Genomic DNA, 16,260 nt, shown 5'->3' with positions numbered 1-16,260 from the left:
ATGCGCCGGCTGCGCACGCGCTTTGAGCGCCGTGCCGACATCCATCAGGCCTTTGTGACCCTGGGCTGCGCGCTCATTTGCTGGAACCACTTGCTGCCCTCGTAGGCCAAAAAGTTAGAACTTCTTAGAAAGAATTTCATCTATCTGAGCAGTCTTCCAATCTAAAAAAGCAGCAATTTTTTCTTGCTCTGACAGCGGCGGGTAGGCAATTTTGTTATTCAAGTACTCGCCCGTATCAAGGTTTTGAATACCAGTTGTTTGCTTTATCGCAGGATAGTTTAAACGCCCCATATAAAGTGCAGCATGAGCGTAGGCCCAATAACGCGAACACTGATTATCTGCGATAGGCATCCTTGCCACAAAGTTAGAGGTAACTGCTGGAAAATCATGATCGAAGCGCACTACGCACCCGACCAATTGTTTCTCTCCTCCACCTGACTTCTCAATAAGCAAGTCTCCCTTCTGAACGCCTCTTTCCTTGCGATGGCGTTCATCAATAGCTCTAAACGTTAGATTAACGTTATCAACAGTAAATTTATCCCGATTGAAATCAGCAACACGAAGACAAACAACATCATCTTGCCCGCCGTCGGGATCTTCGCCCCATGCACCGTTTTCACACGCCGTAATAGACCACTTCAAGCGATGAACCGTCCAGTTTTGCGGGACCTTCGGCAACCAGTAAATTCCACTTGGTTTATAGACTGGATAGGCCGGATACCGGTTGCCCTTTCTACTTTCCGAAGGCACCTCAGTCGGATCCAAACACATTTGAACCACTGCTGCGTCCTGCTCAGTGGGTGTCTTCTTCAAAACCTTCACGCCGTGACCTCCTTGAGCATGGCCATGATGTCCCGCTCCAGAGCTTCGATGTCCTTCTGGATGTCCTCCAGCGGACGCGGCGGCTGGTATTCGTAGAAATGGCGGTTGAACGGAATCTCGTAGCCCACCTTGGTCTTGCCGTGGTCGATCCAAGCATCCTCGTGATAAGGCAGCACCTCGGCTTTCAAGTAAGCCTCGCAGTGGTCCTGCACCAGCGCCAGCAAGGGCTCCAGATCCACCTTGCCCTTGTTCTTCTTGCTCTCGTAATCCAGGGGCAGCGGCAGCGGAATATCCAGAGGCAGCGGCACGTTCTCGGTGTCGCGCAGGTCAGGATCGGGCTCGGACTCACCCTTCCTGTTCCAGCAGATTTCGGCCTTGGGGTCCTTTTCGCCCAAGCTACCCGGGGCCAGCAGGGCGGCCTTCAGCCCGGCATCCAGCGGCAGCTCCGCGGCCTTGAAGGCAGCCGTGAGCTGCTTGTCGAACACCTCGCGGTCCTTGACCAGCTCGCCATGGGCGAAATCACGCTTCATGCCCCGCAGCACGCGCAGGACCGCGGCCTGCGCCTTGCGGCCCACCAGGATTTCCTGCTCGATTTCCGCCTTGTTCTTGCGCTTGCGCGAAATTGCAAGGCCGGCAAATGCGCCCATTCGGCTGGCACGCCGAATACGCTCATTCGTGACCGCGAAATTGAGCCGCAGCGGCCGCTCCACCGTGATTTTCAAATACCCGAATTCCTGGTTGCGCAATACCTTGCTCACGCACAAGGACTGGCTCTGGTCACGCTGCGGGTCGATATTGGTCCCGATGTCCGCCAGCGTCATGCGCACGTCGTGCTGGAAGCCGTGATACAGGCGCGTGAGCATAGCGATATGGTCGGGCGAGCCGTCCTTGCGCTCGGAGCTGCCGTCCGTACCGTCGCCCAGGCGCTTGCGCTTGTCGCCCAGGCTTTTCTTCATCCGGCGTGCGAATTCGACGCCGTTGATCAATTGCACCTTGCCGGCCCGCTCGGGCGGCTTGCGGTTGGTGACGATCCAGACGTAGGTGGAAATGCCGGTATTGTAGAAGAGTTGGTCGGGCAGGCCGATTACCGCTTCCAGCATGTCGTTTTCGATGATCCAGCGCCGGATATTGCTCTCGCCACTGCCGGCATCCCCGGTGAAAAGCGGCGAGCCGTTGAAGACCACCGCGATACGCGAGCCCTCGCCTCCTTGGGCCGGAGAGGGCTGCATCTTGGAAATCATGTGCAGCAGGAACAGCAGCGCACCATCGTTGATGCGCGGCAGACCAGGGCCGAATCGCCCCCTGAATCCCAGCTCGTTGTGCTCGCCAGTGACCTTGTCCTTTTCCGGCTTCCACTCCACGCCGAAGGGAGGATTGGCCAGCATATAGTGGAAAAGCTGACCCGGATGCCCGTCGCCGTCAACAAAATCTTCCTTGGATTTTCCGGTACCCAGGGTGTTACCAAAGACGATATGGGAAACGTCTTCGCCCTTGATCATTAGATCTGATCCGCAAATGGCGTAAGACTCGGAATTGTATTCCTGCCCATACAGTTTCAGATTCGCGCTGGGATTGAGACCAAATTGCGGGTCCAGGATGAGTTTTTCCGACTCCGAGAGCATGCCACCCGTCCCACAGGTCGGGTCGTAAATCTTGATCAGCTTGCCTTCGCGGAATACCAGGTCATCATGGGCAAACAGCACGTTCACCATGAGCTTGATCACTTCGCGGGGCGTGAAATGGTCGCCCGCCTCCTCATTGGCCTGTTCATTGAAGCGCCGCACCAGGTCTTCGAACAGGTAGCCCATTTCGATGTTGCTGATGCGGTTCGGGTGCAGGTTCACCCCAGCCACGGCCTGGACCACCTCGAAAAGCCGGTTGAACTCATCCAGCCTATGGATTTCTTCCTCAAACTTGAATTTTTCGAGGATCTTGCGCGCGTTGGACGAGAAACCGGCAATAAAATTGATAAGGTTGGCCGCCAGCTTGTCCGGATCGCCCAGAAGCTTCTGGAAGGTGAACTCGCTGGTATTGAAGAAGCTCAGCTTGAACTGGTGGTTCACCATTTTTTCAATGGTGATTTCGTCATGCTTGCCGGAGGCCTTGAGTGCCTTGTAGCGAGTAAGGACGGCGTCCTTACTTTCTTCCAGAACGCAGTCCAGGCGGCGCAGCACCGTGAGCGGAATCATCACGCGCCGGTACTGCGGTGGGCGATACGGACCACGCAGGATATTGGCGATGTTCCAGATGACATCGCCTTGCTGTTTGAGAGCTTCGTAGTTTTTCATTCCCGGAAATTCTGGTCAGGAAAACAGGTAAAAAGGCCGGCATGGGCCGGCCCTGTTGAGTTCTTGGCCCGGTTCGGGCCGCATGTCGTCGCCGTTGCCACAAGCAGTGCCCGGCCTGCGGTGAGAACCCAAGCCCTGGGCTCGCATCGCGTTGCGCAAGCATGACGGGCACAAGCCTTCGCACCTGCTCCGCCGTGGCACGCGCCTACCGGGCCGGCTGCTGCCGTGCTCCATGGCTTGAAGCCTGCCCGAAGCTTAGCGCCGATATCGGCTTAGATATCAATGAAAACAACAACTTAGCATTACCATCTTTGCTAAGCATTGCTAGACGGCGCTGCTTTAGCAAAGCGTTCCTGCAGGCAGGCCTTCCAGATCGGAGCGGCTTTGGGTCCTTCCCGCCGAATCCACCCTTCACGCCGCATCGCCTGCAGCAGGTTGCGCAACTTGTTGTGCCTGCGTTCGTCATCGAGCACGTCGGGCAGTTTGGGCAGGATCAGCTTGTCGAGATCCTGCCGGCTCGCCTGGCCATACTTTTCCAGGTAGTCCAGGATCAGCTTGCGGTAGTAATCGTCGTCAAACCCGCGGTTGTGGATGTATCGGGCCTTCTGGTCCGTCCAATCCGCCACCTTGGCCGCAATGAAGTAATTGGGAGCCCGTCCCTCGATGAGTTTCAGCTGTCGCAGTTCCCGAGCCTCATCGGCAGTGATGGAATGGCGCTTTTGCACCTTGTCGAGCAGCAGCACTTGGCGCAGCGTCAAATCACTCCTGCGCATGAGCGCCTGGGTGTAGTGGCTATCCAGCAACTGCCGGGTGATGGTCAGCTCAACGCGCGGGTATCCCAGCGACGAGGATTCAAAGGCGTAATCCGGCAGTGGAAAAAAGCGGTCCCGCTGGGTCTGGAACATCCGGCGAATACCGCTGCCGACCTGCTCGATCATGCGCAGCCGGATCATGCCGTTGATCAGCCACTGGTTGCGGTAATGCTCCGGAGGAGACTCATGCTCCAGCATCCATTCCACGCTTGGAGGAATGAACTGGCCCAGATTGCTCAGGACGAGCTTGTCCGGATGCTCCACCACGTTGATTTTTCCGCCCAGGCGATAATCCTGATGGGCCACGCAGTTGTGCAGGGCTTCACGAATAACAAAGGCGTCATACCAAGGTACGGGCGTGGGAAACAGCGTACCGTCAGGCATATGGTCCACCGTCTCGTTGCGGATGCGGCCAAATACCTTTTCAGTGGCCAGCAGCATGGGCAAGCCATAGTGCTGCGACGTCACCGTGCCATTGCGTTCATCCCGCAAAACCCAGCTGATCTTGGTATCGACCGGGTTCAGAAAGTGGGCAGCCTCGTCGCGGCCAAGCAGCAACAGCGCTGAGCGCGTGACCCGTCCTTGCTTGGTGATTTGTGCTTTGTTGAGCAGCGTAGGAATTGACCAGGCAGCGGCCTCCTCCCGCAAGCGTGCATGGCGCGACACGTCCGGCTCGCTTTTCACCAAATACTCGGCAAACCGTTGCCGCGCCACGTCCAGCGCCTCTGGGTCCAGATCGTCCAGTGTGGCCCCGGGCACCAATTCACCGGTCCAGTCCTCTTTCTGCCCCAGCCGCGCCCAGAGCCGAGCTTCTTTATCAGGATGCTCCGACAGCTTGGTCTTGTGGCTATCGATGCGCACATAACGCACATTCTGGAAGGCAATGGGTGCGTTTCGTGGCGGGTGTATCTCCAGCAATATCACCTGGCCTTGTGGGTGGGCCAGCGCGTGAAATTCAAAGTCAGCCCGCGGCGCAGTCATCTGCTGCAACCACATGATGAAAGCTTGGTTGCCCCCCTTGACCTTCAATGAGAATGGATCGAGGGTCGTGCCCTTGACTTCATGGCTTTGGTCATCCACGCCCCAGACCAACCAGGCTCGCTCATGCCCTTCCAGAACAGCCGAATTGGCGAGCGCCGACAGGTACTGGCCAATTTCGTCTGGCTGGTTCAGGTTGAGCTTGAATTCCACTGAAGCAGCCTCGCGTGGCAAGCCACGCAGGCGCTCCAGTGTTTCAAGCAGCGCGGCTTGCTCCATCGAATAGCGTCACGCGTCGATATTCGCCGCCCTAAGGGCATTGGTCTCAATAAAGTCGCGCCGCGGCTCGACCTCATCCCCCATCAGCATCGTGAACACGCGGTCCGCCTCGATGGCGTCCTCGATCTGGACCTTCAGCAGGCGGCGCACGGTCGGGTCCATGGTGGTTTCCCAGAGCTGCGCGGGGTTCATCTCGCCCAGGCCCTTGTAGCGCTGGCGGCCCACGCTGTTCTCGGCCTGGCCCATCAGCCACGCCATCGCGGCGCGGAAGTCGGCCACCTTCTGCTCCTTGGCGCGGTCGCCCTCGCCGCGGCGCGCCACCGCGTCCGGGCCCAGCAGGCCCTTGAAGGTCACGCCGGCCTTGCTCAGCGCCTCGTAGTCGGCGCCGTGCACGAAGTCGGGCGTGATCACGCTGCTCTTGAGGTTGCCGTGGTGCCGGCGGCTGATGCGCAGCTGGTGCTTGTCGGTGCGCTCGTCGAACTCGGCCACCACCTCGGCGTCATGCAGCGCGGCCTTCAGCGCCACGGCGCTGGCCTCGGCGGCGGCGGCGCTGTCCAGGTCCAGCGTCAGGCCGTCGGCGATGGCGCGCAGCGCCTCCACGTCCATCCAGTTCTGCAGCCGGTCGATCACGTTGGTCGCCTGCACGTAGGCGCGCGCCAGTTCCTCCAGCGCGTCGCCGGAGATGGGCGCGCGGCCCTCGCCCGGCTCGATCACGGCGCCGTCCAGCGCCACGCGCATCAGGTAGCGGTCCAGCTCGGAGGCGTCCTTGAGGTACTGCTCCTGCTTGCCGTGCTTGACCTTGTAGAGCGGCGGCTGCGCGATGTAGATGTGGCCGCGCTCCACCAGGTCGGGCATCTGCCGGTAGAAGAAGGTCAGCAGCAGCGTGCGGATGTGGGCGCCGTCCACGTCCGCGTCGGTCATGATGATGATGCGGTGGTAGCGCAGCTTGTCGGGGTTGAAGTCATCGCCGCCCATGCCCTTGCCGATGCCCGTGCCCAGCGCCGTGATCAGCGTCAGGATCTCGTTGGAGCTCAGCAGCTTCTCGTAGCGCGCCTTCTCGACGTTCAGGATCTTGCCGCGCAGCGGCAGGATCGCTTGGAACTTGCGGTCCCGGCCCTGCTTGGCCGAGCCGCCGGCGGAGTCGCCCTCCACGATGTAGATCTCGCACAGCGCCGGGTCCTTCTCCTGGCAGTCGGCGAGCTTGCCCGGCAGGCCCAGGCCGTCGAGCACGCCCTTGCGCCGCGTCATCTCGCGCGCCTTGCGCGCGGCCTCGCGGGCGCGCGCGGCCTCGACGATCTTGCCGCACACGATCTTGGCGTCGGTGGGGTTCTCCAGCAGCCAGTCGTTGAGCTTGGTGGCGACGATGTCCTCCACCGGGCCGCGCACCTCGGAGCTGACCAGCTTGTCCTTGGTCTGGCTGCTGAACTTGGGCTCGGGCACCTTGACGCTGATGACGCAGGCCAGGCCCTCGCGCATGTCGTCGCCGCTGATCTCGACCTTGGCCTTCTTGGCCAGCTCGTTGTCCTCGATGTACTTGTTGATCACCCGCGTCATGGCCGCGCGCAACCCCGTGAGGTGCGTGCCGCCGTCGCGCTGCGGGATGTTGTTGGTGAAGCACAGCACCTGCTCGCTGTAGCTCTCGTTCCACTGCATCGAGACCTCGACGCCGATGGTGGTGTTCTGGTCGCTGACCTTCTCGCCGGTGGCGTGGAAGACGTTGGGGTGCAGCACCTTCTTGCCGGCGTTGATGAACTCCACGAAGCCGCGCACGCCGCCGGCATAGGCGAAGTCGTCCTCCTTGGCGTTGCGCTCATCGACGAGCTTGATCTTCACGCCGTTGTTCAGGAACGAGAGCTCGCGCAGGCGCTTGGCCAGCACGTCGTAGTGGAAGTCGATGTTGGTGAAGATGGTTTCGTCGGGCAGGAAGTGCACCTCGGTGCCGCGCTTCTCGGTGTCGCCGATGATCTTCATGGGGCTGATCTCGACGCCGTCGCGCACCTCGATCTGCCGGTCCTGCGGCACGCCGCGCTTGAACTCCAGGAAGTGCACCTTGCCGTCGCGGCGCACCGTCAGGCGCAGGCCCTTGGACAGCGCGTTGACGCAGCTCACGCCCACGCCGTGCAGGCCGCCCGAGACCTTGTAGCTGTTCTGGTTGAACTTGCCGCCGGCGTGCAGCTCGGTGAGCGCGATCTCCGCGGCCGAGCGCTTGGGCTCGTGCTTGTCGTCCATCTTCACGCCGGTCGGGATGCCGCGGCCGTTGTCGATGACGCTGATGGAGTTGTCGGAGTGGATGGTGACGATGATGTCGTCGCAGTAGCCGGCGAGCGCCTCGTCGATGGAGTTGTCCACCACCTCGAACACCAGGTGGTGCAGGCCGGTGCCGTCGGAGGTGTCGCCGATGTACATGCCGGGGCGCTTGCGCACCGCCTCCAGGCCTTCGAGGATCTGGATGCTGCCTTCGCCGTAGCCGCCGTCGCCCTGGTTCACAACGGGGGTCGGAGGAATGATTTGGTCGCTCATGTGCTGTCTCGCAAGGCCTGCGGCGCTGCCGTCGCAGGCCCATAAAAATGCCGAAGCGGGCTCGCGGCCCGCTGTGTGGTCTTGACGTCAGATGCGCATGGGCATCACGACATATTTGAAGTCGTCACGTTCCGGGACCGTGATCAGCGCGCTGGCGTTGGCGTCCTGCAGCTCGACCTTGACCATGTCCTGGTCCATGTTGGCCAGCGCATCCATCAGGTACGTCACGTTGAAGCCGATCTCGATGGCGTCGCCGTTGTAGTCGATCTCCAGCTCCTCCTTGGCCTCTTCCTGCTCGGCGTTGCTGGAGGCGATGCGCAGCAGCCCGGGCTCGATGTTGACGCGCACGCCCTTGAACTTGTCGCTGGTCATGATCGCGGCGCGCTGCAGGCTCGCCAGCAGCGGCGCGCGGCCCAGCGTGACGCTGTTGCGGTGGTTCTTGGGGATGACGCGGTTGTAGTCGGGGAACTTGCCCTCGACCAGCTTGGTGACGAATTCCATGCCCGAGAACGCGAACTTGGCCTGGTTGCCCGCGAAACTCATCTCGATGGCGGCGTCCTCCTTGCCGTCCTTGAGCAGCCGCATCAGCTCCAGCACGGTCTTGCGCGGCAGGATTACCTCCTGCTTCGGGATCTCCGTCTCCAGCGTGGCCTGGGCCAGCGCCAGGCGGTGGCCGTCGGTGGCCACCAGCGTGAGCTTCTTGCCCTCGGCCACGAACAGGATGCCGTTGAGGTAGTAGCGGATGTCGTGCACCGCCATGGCGAAGTGCACCTGGTCGATCAGGTCGCGCAGCGTCTTCTGCGGCACCGAGAAGGCCGGGCCGTAGTCCGACGCTTCCTGCACCAGCGGGAAGTCCTCGGCCGGCAGCGTCTGGAGCGTGAAGCGGCTCTTGCCGCCCTGCAGCGCGAGCTTGTTCTGGCTGGCCGACAGCGACACGAGCTGGTCGGCCGGGAGGGTGCGCAGGATGTCGATGAGCTTGCGCGCACCGACGGTGGTGGCGAAGGTGCCGGCGTCGCCGCCGAGCTGCGCGTGGGTGCGGACCTGGATCTCCAGGTCGCTGGTGGTGAGCTCGATGTCGTCGCCGTTCTTGCGCAGCAGCACGTTGGCGAGGATCGGCAGCGTGTGGCGGCGCTCGACGATGCCGGAGACCGCCTGCAGCGCCCCCAGCAGTTGTTCCTGGGGTGCCTTCAGAACAATCATGTCGTCCTCTTTGCTTTGATTTGGGAAATCCGTCTATTTTCGCCCGGCGCGGGCGCCTTTCACCTGCCGGCAAGCAGCGCGCCGCGGGCCGGCAAGGGCAGCGCGAGGCGGCTGTCAAGCCGGGAAGAGGGCGCGGCGCGCCACCGGAGGAGGCCGCGAACGCGCTGTCGGCCCACCCGCCCCGTTCGCCTCCGCAACGCCCGGACGTTAGTTGTCCGAGCCTTGGCAGATGGGGGCGAAACCGGGGCTCTCAACCCGAGCGGCCTCAGCCCTTGAGCGTCTGCTCCAGCACGTGCAGTTGCTGGTTCAGCTCGGTGTTCTTCTGGCGCTCGCCGCCGATCTTGCGCACGGCGTGCAGCACGGTGGTGTGGTCGCGTCCGCCGAAGAGCTCGCCGATCTCGGGCAGGCTCTTCTGCGTCATCTCCTTGGCCAGGTACATGGCGATCTGGCGCGGGCGCGCGATGCTGGCCGGGCGCTTCTTGGAGTACATGTCGGCGACCTTGATCTTGTAGAAGTCGGCCACCGTCTTCTGGATGTTCTCCACGCCGATCTGGCGGTTCTGGATGGAGAGCAGGTCCTTCAGCGCCTCGCGCGCGAGGTTGATGTTGATTTCCTTCTGGCTGAAGCGCGAGTAGGCCAGCACCTTGCGCAGCGCGCCTTCGAGCTCGCGCACGTTGGCGCGCACGTTCTTGGCGATGAAGAAGGCCACGTCCTCGGGCATGGCCGTCCCTTCCGCGTCGGACTTCTTCATCAGGATCGCCACGCGCATCTCCAGCTCCGGCGGCTCGATGGCCACCGTCAGGCCGGCGTCGAAGCGGCTGGTCAGGCGCTCGTCGATGTCCACCAGTCCTTTGGGATAGGTGTCGCTGGTCATGATGATGTGCGCGCGCTTGGCCAGCAGCGCCTCGAAGGCGTTGAAGAACTCCTCCTGCGTGCGCTCCTTGCCGGCGAAGAACTGCACGTCGTCGATGAGCAGCAGGTCCAGCGAGTGGTACTTGGCCTTGAGCTCGTCGAAGGTCTTGCGCTGGTAGTTCTTCACCACGTCGGTGATGAACTGCTCGGCGTGCAGGTACAGGATGCGCGCCTCGGGGTTGTCCTTGAGCAGCGCATTGCCCACGGCGTGGATCAAGTGGGTCTTGCCCAGGCCCACGCCGCCGTAGATGAACAGCGGGTTGTACATGTGGCCCGGCGCGCCGGCCACGTGCAGCGCCGCGGTGCGCGCCATCTGGTTGGCGCGGCCGGGCACGAGGGTGTCGAAGGTCAGCGCCGGGTTGAGGCGGTTCAATGCGTTTTGCAGCGGCGCCGGCGGCGCGGGCCGGGCCGCCGGCGCGGTGCCCGCGGCCGGCGCGTGCGGCGTGCCGTTGAAGAGGTCGGCGGTGGGCGTGCTGCGCGGGGCGGGGCGTTCGATGGGGGTAGCCGGGCGCGCGGCCAGCGTCAGCTCCAGCCGCACCGCCTTGCCGGCGACGTCGGAGAGCACCTGCTCGATGCGCGCGGCGTACTGCGAACGGATCCAGTCGAGCTTGAAGCGGTTGGGCACCCGCAGGCTCACCACCGTGGCCTCACCGTCCTCGGCCACGTCGGCGGGGGGCAGCGGTCGAATCCAGGTGTTGAACTGCTGTTCGGGCAACTCGGCTGCGAGGCGCGCGCAGCCCTGTTGCCAGAGATCGTTGCTCATTGTGGAAAACTCTTTCATGAGCGGCGGGATTGTACGGGTCCGCCGCGGGGCGAGGCGGTGGTTATCCACAGATTGGCGCCAGTCGTCAACAGGGGCTGTTGCGGGCTTCATTGACCGCGCGCGGCGCTTCTGCTGTAATCGCGGGTTTCCCGGATGCGCGAGATTTCGGGTGCGCTTTTGCGCCTACCTGAGCTGATCGCACCCTGCGCCGGGCCCCCGCAGCAGAACTAACTCCTGCTTTGAAGATGCCGCAGCAGCGGCGCCGGCGTGGGCGCGTGCGTCAGGAGCTGTGCTCGCCTCGCGCGCCGTCGCGACGCGGCCGTGCGGCGCAGGTCACTGACCTGGCTGCACCCGGGAGCGACCCCCAGCCGGGCCCCTTCCCGAGAACACTGCCGAGGACTTCGCCATGAAACGCACCTATCAAGCTTCCAAGACCCGCCGCGCCCGCACCCATGGTTTCCTGGTGCGCATGAAGACCCGTGGCGGCCGTGCCGTCATCGCCGCCCGCCGCGCCAAGGGCCGCAAGCGCCTGGCCGTCTGAGCGCAGAACCCCGCACGGTGATCGGCCGCCTTACGAGCGCGGCCGACTTCCAGCGCGCGCTGCAGACCCGGCAGCTCTCGCGCAGCCCGCATTTCGCGGCCCACCATCTGCGCCAGCGCCCCGGCGCCCCGGCGCAGTTGTCAACAGCCCCGGCCGAGCCGACCGGGGCCCCTGTGGATGACCCGGTTTGCGGCTGGTGGCTGGGGCTGGTGGTGCCCAAGCGCCACGCCCGCCGTGCCGTCACGCGCACCCTCATCAAGCGCCAGATGCGAGAAGCCCTGCGGCGCCATCAACAGCACCTGCCTCCCGGGCAGTGGGTGCTGCGCTTGCGCGCGCCCATCGATCCCAAGCAGTTCCCCTCCGCGGCGTCCGACGCGCTGCGCGTGGCGGTGCGTACCGAGCTCGACAAGCTGCTCGGCCGCATCACGCCCTGAGCGCGCCCGCGCGCTCGCTGGCCCGACCGCAACACACGCCATGGCCACGTTCCTGTCCGAGCTGCCGCAGAAGCTGCTGATCGGCCTGGTACGCGGCTATCGGCTGCTGCTGAGCCCCTGGCTGGGCAGCGCCTGCCGTTTCGAGCCCACCTGCTCGGCCTACGCGCTGGAGGCGCTGCAGCGCCACGGCGCCGCCGCCGGCGCCTGCCTCACCACCACACGCCTGCTGCGCTGCCATCCCTGGTGCGCCGGCGGCCATGATCCCGTGCCGGCGCAGCCGCCCAAGCTGTTCACCCGGCTGCTGCGCACGCCGGCGACGGCCGAAACGCCTTCGTCCGCCGACTCCCTTCCGACCCGGAAATCTCCATGACCGATATACGCCGCACCCTGCTGTGGGTGGTGTTCACGATGTCGCTCGTCCTGCTGTGGGACGCGTGGAACAAGCACAACGGCCAGCCCTCGTTCTTCGGCCCGCGCACCACGGCCACCGCCCCGGCCGCCGGCGCCGGCACGCCGCCGGCCTCCGCACCCGCGGGCGTGCCCACCCCGGCCGCGACGGCCACCGCCCCCGGCGCCGCGCCGGTGGCTGCGGCAGCGGCCGCGCCCGTGGCGGCCCAGCAGGTCACGCTGACCACCGACGTGGTCAAGGCCACCTTCAGCAGCCTGGGCGGCGACCTCGTGCGCCTGGAGCTGCTGAACCAGGTGGACGAGCACGAGCCGGGCAAGCGCGTGGTGCTGTTCGACCGCAGCGCCGAGCGCACCTACCTGGCGCAGACCGGCCTGGTCTCGGCCACCGGGGCGCCGCTGCCCACGCACCTGACGCCCATGAACGTGGCGCCGGGTCCGCGCGAGCTGAAAGAGGGCAACGAGCTGCAGCTGCGCTTCGAGTCGCCCGAGGTCGGCGGCGTGCAGCTGGTCAAGACCTACACGCTGCGCCGCGGCGAGTACACCGTGGGCGTGCGCCACGAGGTCATCAACCGCTCGGCCGCCCCCGTGACGCCGCAGCTCTACCTGCAGCTCGTGCGCGACGGCAAGGCGCTGCCTGGCGGCTCCTCGTTCTACTCGACCTTCACCGGCCCGGCCCTCTACACCGAGGCCAGCAAGTTCCACAAGGTCAGCTTCGAGGACATCGCCAAGGGCAAGGCCGAGCACGACAAGCGCGCCGACAACGGCTGGATCGCCATGGTCCAGCACTACTACGCCTCGGCCTGGCTGGTGAACCAGGCGCAGCCGCGCGAGTTCCGCAGCGCCAAGATCGGCAACGACCTGTACTCCATCGCCATGGTGCTGCCGCTGGGCGAGGTGGCCCCGGGCGCGACCAAGGCGCAGGACGCCCAGCTCTTCGCCGGCCCGCAGGAGGAAAAGCGCCTGGAAGCCATCGCCCCGGGCCTGGAGCTGGTCAAGGACTACGGCTACTTCGCCATCCTGTCCAAGCCGCTGTTCTGGCTGCTGGACAAGCTGCACGGCATGCTCAAGAACTGGGGCTGGTCGATCATCGCCCTGGTGGTGCTGCTCAAGATCGCCTTCTACTGGCTCAACGCCAACGCCTACAAGTCGATGGCCAAGATGAAGGCGGTGAACCCGCGCATCATGGCCCTGCGCGAGCGCTACAAGGACAACCCGCAGCAGCTCCAGACGGAGATGATGCGCATCTACCGCGAGGAGAAGGTCAACCCGCTGGGCGGCTGCCTGCCGATCTTCATCCAGATGCCCTTCTTCATCGCCCTGTACTGGGTGCTGCTGAGCTCGGTAGAGATGCGCAACGCGCCCTGGATCGGCTGGATCACGGACCTCTCGGCCAAGGACCCGTACTTCATCCTGCCCCTGCTCATGACCGCCTCGACCATGCTGCAGACCTGGCTCAACCCGACGCCGCCGGACCCGGTGCAGGCCAAGATGATGTGGATCATGCCGCTGGCCTTCTCGGTGATGTTCTTCTTCTTCCCGGCCGGCCTGGTGCTGTACTGGCTGACCAACAACCTGCTGTCCATCGCGCAGCAGTACCTGATCAACAAGCGCCTGGGCGTGCTCAACACCTGAGCCCGCTGCGCTGATCGCCTCGACGCCCCGCCCCGTGCGGGGCGTTTTCTTTGGCCCCTCACAATTGCCGCCATGCTTGCCCGACACCAGGACCCCATCGTCGCCATCGCCACCGCGCCCGGACGCGGGGCGGTGGGCATCGTGCGCGTCTCCGGCCGCGGCCTCGCGCCGCTGGCCGAAACGCTGTGCGGCCGCGCGCTGCAGCCCCGGCGCGCCGCCTACGGCCCCTTCCTGGCCGAGGACGGCCAGCCCATCGACCAGGGCCTGGCGCTGTTCTTCCCGGCGCCGCATTCCTACACCGGCGAGGACGTGCTGGAGCTGCAGGCCCATGGCGGCCCGGTGCTGCTGCAGCTGCTGCTGGCGCGCTGCCTGCAGGCCGCGGCGCTGACGGGCAAGGACGGCCGCGCCCTGCTGCCGCGGCTGCGCCTGGCCGAGCCGGGCGAGTTCACCGAGCGCGCTTTCCTCAACGGCAAGCTCGACCTGGCGCAGGCCGAGGCCGTGGCCGACCTGATCGACGCCAGCACCGAGGCGGCGGCGCGCTCGGCCGGGCGCTCCCTGAGCGGCGCCTTCTCCGCCGAGATCGAGACGCTGCGCGAGCGCGTGGTGAAGCTGCGCATGCTGGTGGAGGCGACGCTGGACTTCCCCGAGGAGGAGATCGACTTCCTGCAGCAGGCCGACGCGCGCGGGCAGCTGCGGCGCATCACCGAGACGCTGGACGCGGTGCTGGACCGCGCGCGCCAGGGCGCGCTGCTGCGCGAGGGCATCAAGGTGGTGCTCGCCGGACAGCCCAACGTGGGCAAGAGCTCGCTGCTCAATGCGCTGGCCGGGGCGGAGCTGGCCATCGTCACGCCCATTGCCGGCACCACGCGCGACCGCGTGCGCGAAACGATCCAGATCCAGGGCGTGCCGCTGCACGTCATCGACACCGCCGGGCTGCGCGAGGAGCATGCCGACGAGGTCGAGCGCATCGGCATCGAGCGCAGCTGGCAGGCGATCCAGGAGGCCGACGCCGTCATCTTCCTGCACGACCTCTCGCGCCTGGGCCAGCCCGACTACGACGCGGCGGAAGACCAGATCGCGCAGCGCCTGGGCCTGCCCGATGCGCGCGCCGGCGGCGGGCGCGTGCTGCACGTCTACAACAAGGCCGACCTGGGCCGGGCACCCGACGGCAGCCTGGCGCTGTGTGCGCGCAGCGGGCAGGGGCTCGATGCGCTGCGCGCCGCGCTGCTGGAGCGCGCGGGCTGGCACGCCAGCCCGGAGGGCGTGTTCATCGCCCGCACGCGCCATGTGCAGGCGCTGCGCCGCACGCGCGAGCACCTGGAGCTGGCCGCGGCGCACATCGACACCCCCGAGCCGCCGCTGGACCTCTTCGCCGAGGAGCTGCGCCTGGCCCACAACGCGCTGGGCGAGATCACCGGCGCCTTCTCGGCCGACGACCTGCTCGGGGAGATCTTCAGCCGGTTCTGCATCGGCAAATGAGGCTGCGGCATCGCGCCGCGGTTTCTTTTGCTCCCCTTCGCCTTGGCCCTCGCAGCCGCCGTCCCTGAGCGGCAGCCCGAGGCGGGCAGGGCTGTGGACAGTCGCCACACTGTCAACAGGCAATCAACAGACTTCTCACTTGGGTCCACTGAGTGAGCTTGCTGTCAACGCTCAGGAAACAATCTAGGCCTACCCCCTGAGCTTGGCGCTATCCGCGGCGGTGCTGGGTGTGCGGGTAACTAACGCCCAGCCTGGTTCGTGCGGGCGGTTTTCTTCTGTCTTATGAAGAAGATTTCAAGGTAGTGGTCGTGGTGGAGGGCCGCCCGCGCTGTGGACAACCGGCTTATCCCCTGAGTTATCAACCGCTTGACCCGCGCACAAGGCTGTGGGTGCCGCAGCCGGAAGCCCGGCGTTGAGCAGACAACAACTCGCCGGCGACCGGGTCGGGCTGTGCACAACTCGAAGTTGTTCAGGTTGCTGTCCACAACCTTGTTCAATGCGGTGCCCGAACCGGGCCACGGTCTTCAGGCCTCGGCCAGGGCGCGCAGCAGCGGCACGTCGTTGGGATGGGTCAGGAAGTCAACCAGTCGCGCACGCGGCACCAGGTGCACGGCCTGCGTCTCCCAGCACATCGCGCCGGGGTGGCCGCCGACGCGGCGCGCGCGGTAGTAGCGCGTGAGCGTGTTGGTGCGCGCGCTGTCGAGCAGGAAGCCGGTGAGCCGCACCAGCAGCCCGGCCTCTTCCCAGGCCTCCTTGAGCGCGGTGGCGCGCAGCGACAGGCCCGGATCGGCCCGGCCCTTGGGCAGCGTGCTGGCGTAGCCGCCGAAGGCGTTGCTGGGCGACACCAGCCAGACGCGGCCGTCCTCCTCCTCGATGGCCACGCCGGCCGCGGCTTTCAACGTCGTCATGGCCGGGTAGGGCGGTTCCTCAAAGGCCGGCCCGGCACCGGCCAGCGCCTCCCAGCCGCCGACGTCCAGCGGCAGCAGGGCGGCCGGCGCGAGCGCCACGCCGTTGAGCCGCGGCGGCAGCGGCCCATCCGGGATCACGGTGGCAACGGCTATCGGGTCCAGCCAGTGCGACAGCGGCGTGGGCGTGCTGGGCCGGCGCAGCGGCACGGGCTGGCCGTGCTCGTCAGGCCGGGGATGGAAGGTGAGGGCGCGGGTCATGGCAAGGGGGTGCAGCAAATCGGCGT

At 65.2% G+C, this 16,260-nt stretch carries 12 protein-coding genes; 5 read left to right on the top strand and 7 right to left on the bottom strand.

The features are described from left to right. Positions 1 to 114: 114 nt before the first annotated feature. The 6 genes from HHL10_RS27195 to dnaA all read right to left on the bottom strand — a co-directional run bounded on the left by HHL10_RS27195 (position 115) and on the right by dnaA (position 10,574). A complete protein-coding gene (locus HHL10_RS27195; RefSeq protein WP_169163557.1) occupies positions 115 to 822 on the bottom strand; it encodes a restriction endonuclease subunit S in 708 nt (235 codons plus the stop codon). Next, on the bottom strand, positions 819 to 3,110 hold the full coding sequence (locus tag HHL10_RS27190; RefSeq protein WP_169163556.1) for a type I restriction-modification system subunit M: 2,292 nt from the start codon (positions 3,108 to 3,110) through the stop codon (positions 819 to 821). Before HHL10_RS27190 ends, HHL10_RS27195 begins: the two co-directional genes overlap by 4 nt. 314 nt (positions 3,111 to 3,424) lie before the next feature. Beyond that, the gene (locus HHL10_RS27185) at positions 3,425 to 5,179 is read right to left on the bottom strand and encodes an RNA/DNA-binding domain-containing protein (RefSeq protein WP_169163555.1); all 1,755 of its coding nucleotides are present in this window, start codon (positions 5,177 to 5,179) and stop codon (positions 3,425 to 3,427) included. A gap of 9 nt (positions 5,180 to 5,188) precedes the next feature. Continuing rightward, positions 5,189 to 7,699 (bottom strand): DNA topoisomerase (ATP-hydrolyzing) subunit B, encoded by a 2,511-nt coding sequence (gyrB, locus tag HHL10_RS27180; RefSeq protein WP_169163554.1) that lies wholly within the window; start codon positions 7,697 to 7,699, stop codon positions 5,189 to 5,191. Between the two features lie 87 nt (positions 7,700 to 7,786). Next, positions 7,787 to 8,899 carry a DNA polymerase III subunit beta gene (dnaN, locus tag HHL10_RS27175; RefSeq protein ID WP_169163553.1) on the bottom strand — a complete coding sequence of 371 codons (1,113 nt, stop codon included), beginning with the start codon at positions 8,897 to 8,899 and terminating at the stop codon, positions 7,787 to 7,789. A gap of 265 nt (positions 8,900 to 9,164) precedes the next feature. Beyond that, the gene (gene dnaA / locus HHL10_RS27170) at positions 9,165 to 10,574 is read right to left on the bottom strand and encodes a chromosomal replication initiator protein DnaA (RefSeq protein ID WP_169163552.1); all 1,410 of its coding nucleotides are present in this window, start codon (positions 10,572 to 10,574) and stop codon (positions 9,165 to 9,167) included. 406 nt (positions 10,575 to 10,980) lie between these two features. On the opposite strand from dnaA, the gene rpmH reads away from it, so the two are divergent. From rpmH to mnmE, 5 genes are all read left to right on the top strand, one after another. Continuing rightward, complete coding sequence (gene rpmH, locus HHL10_RS27165; RefSeq protein ID WP_054021782.1) at positions 10,981 to 11,115, top strand: 50S ribosomal protein L34; 135 nt, start codon at positions 10,981 to 10,983, stop codon at positions 11,113 to 11,115. A 17-nt stretch (positions 11,116 to 11,132) separates the two neighbouring features. Beyond that, on the top strand, positions 11,133 to 11,549 hold the full coding sequence (locus tag HHL10_RS27160; protein ID WP_169163551.1) for a ribonuclease P protein component: 417 nt from the start codon (positions 11,133 to 11,135) through the stop codon (positions 11,547 to 11,549). Positions 11,550 to 11,610: 61 nt separating this feature from the next. Continuing rightward, positions 11,611 to 11,919: a membrane protein insertion efficiency factor YidD gene (gene yidD, locus HHL10_RS27155; protein ID WP_205833243.1), complete on the top strand. Its 309-nt coding sequence runs from the start codon at positions 11,611 to 11,613 to the stop codon at positions 11,917 to 11,919. Continuing rightward, positions 11,916 to 13,589 carry a membrane protein insertase YidC gene (gene yidC, locus HHL10_RS27150; RefSeq protein ID WP_169163549.1) on the top strand — a complete coding sequence of 558 codons (1,674 nt, stop codon included), beginning with the start codon at positions 11,916 to 11,918 and terminating at the stop codon, positions 13,587 to 13,589. The genes yidD and yidC overlap by 4 nt, the downstream gene beginning before the upstream one ends. A gap of 72 nt (positions 13,590 to 13,661) precedes the next feature. Beyond that, positions 13,662 to 15,068, top strand: a complete 1,407-nt coding sequence (gene mnmE, locus HHL10_RS27145; RefSeq protein ID WP_169163548.1) for a tRNA uridine-5-carboxymethylaminomethyl(34) synthesis GTPase MnmE — start codon at positions 13,662 to 13,664, stop codon at positions 15,066 to 15,068. A gap of 524 nt (positions 15,069 to 15,592) precedes the next feature. Here the strand turns inward: mnmE and HHL10_RS27140 are convergent. Continuing rightward, entirely contained in the window at positions 15,593 to 16,234 is a 642-nt protein-coding gene (locus tag HHL10_RS27140; RefSeq protein ID WP_169163547.1) for an NUDIX hydrolase, read from the bottom strand. Positions 16,235 to 16,260: the final 26 nt, after the last annotated feature.

The organism is Azohydromonas caseinilytica (assembly GCF_012927045.1).
Classification (GTDB): Bacteria; Pseudomonadota; Gammaproteobacteria; order Burkholderiales; family Burkholderiaceae_C; genus Azohydromonas; species Azohydromonas caseinilytica.
This window is presented reverse-complemented; position numbering and strand designations above follow the sequence as displayed.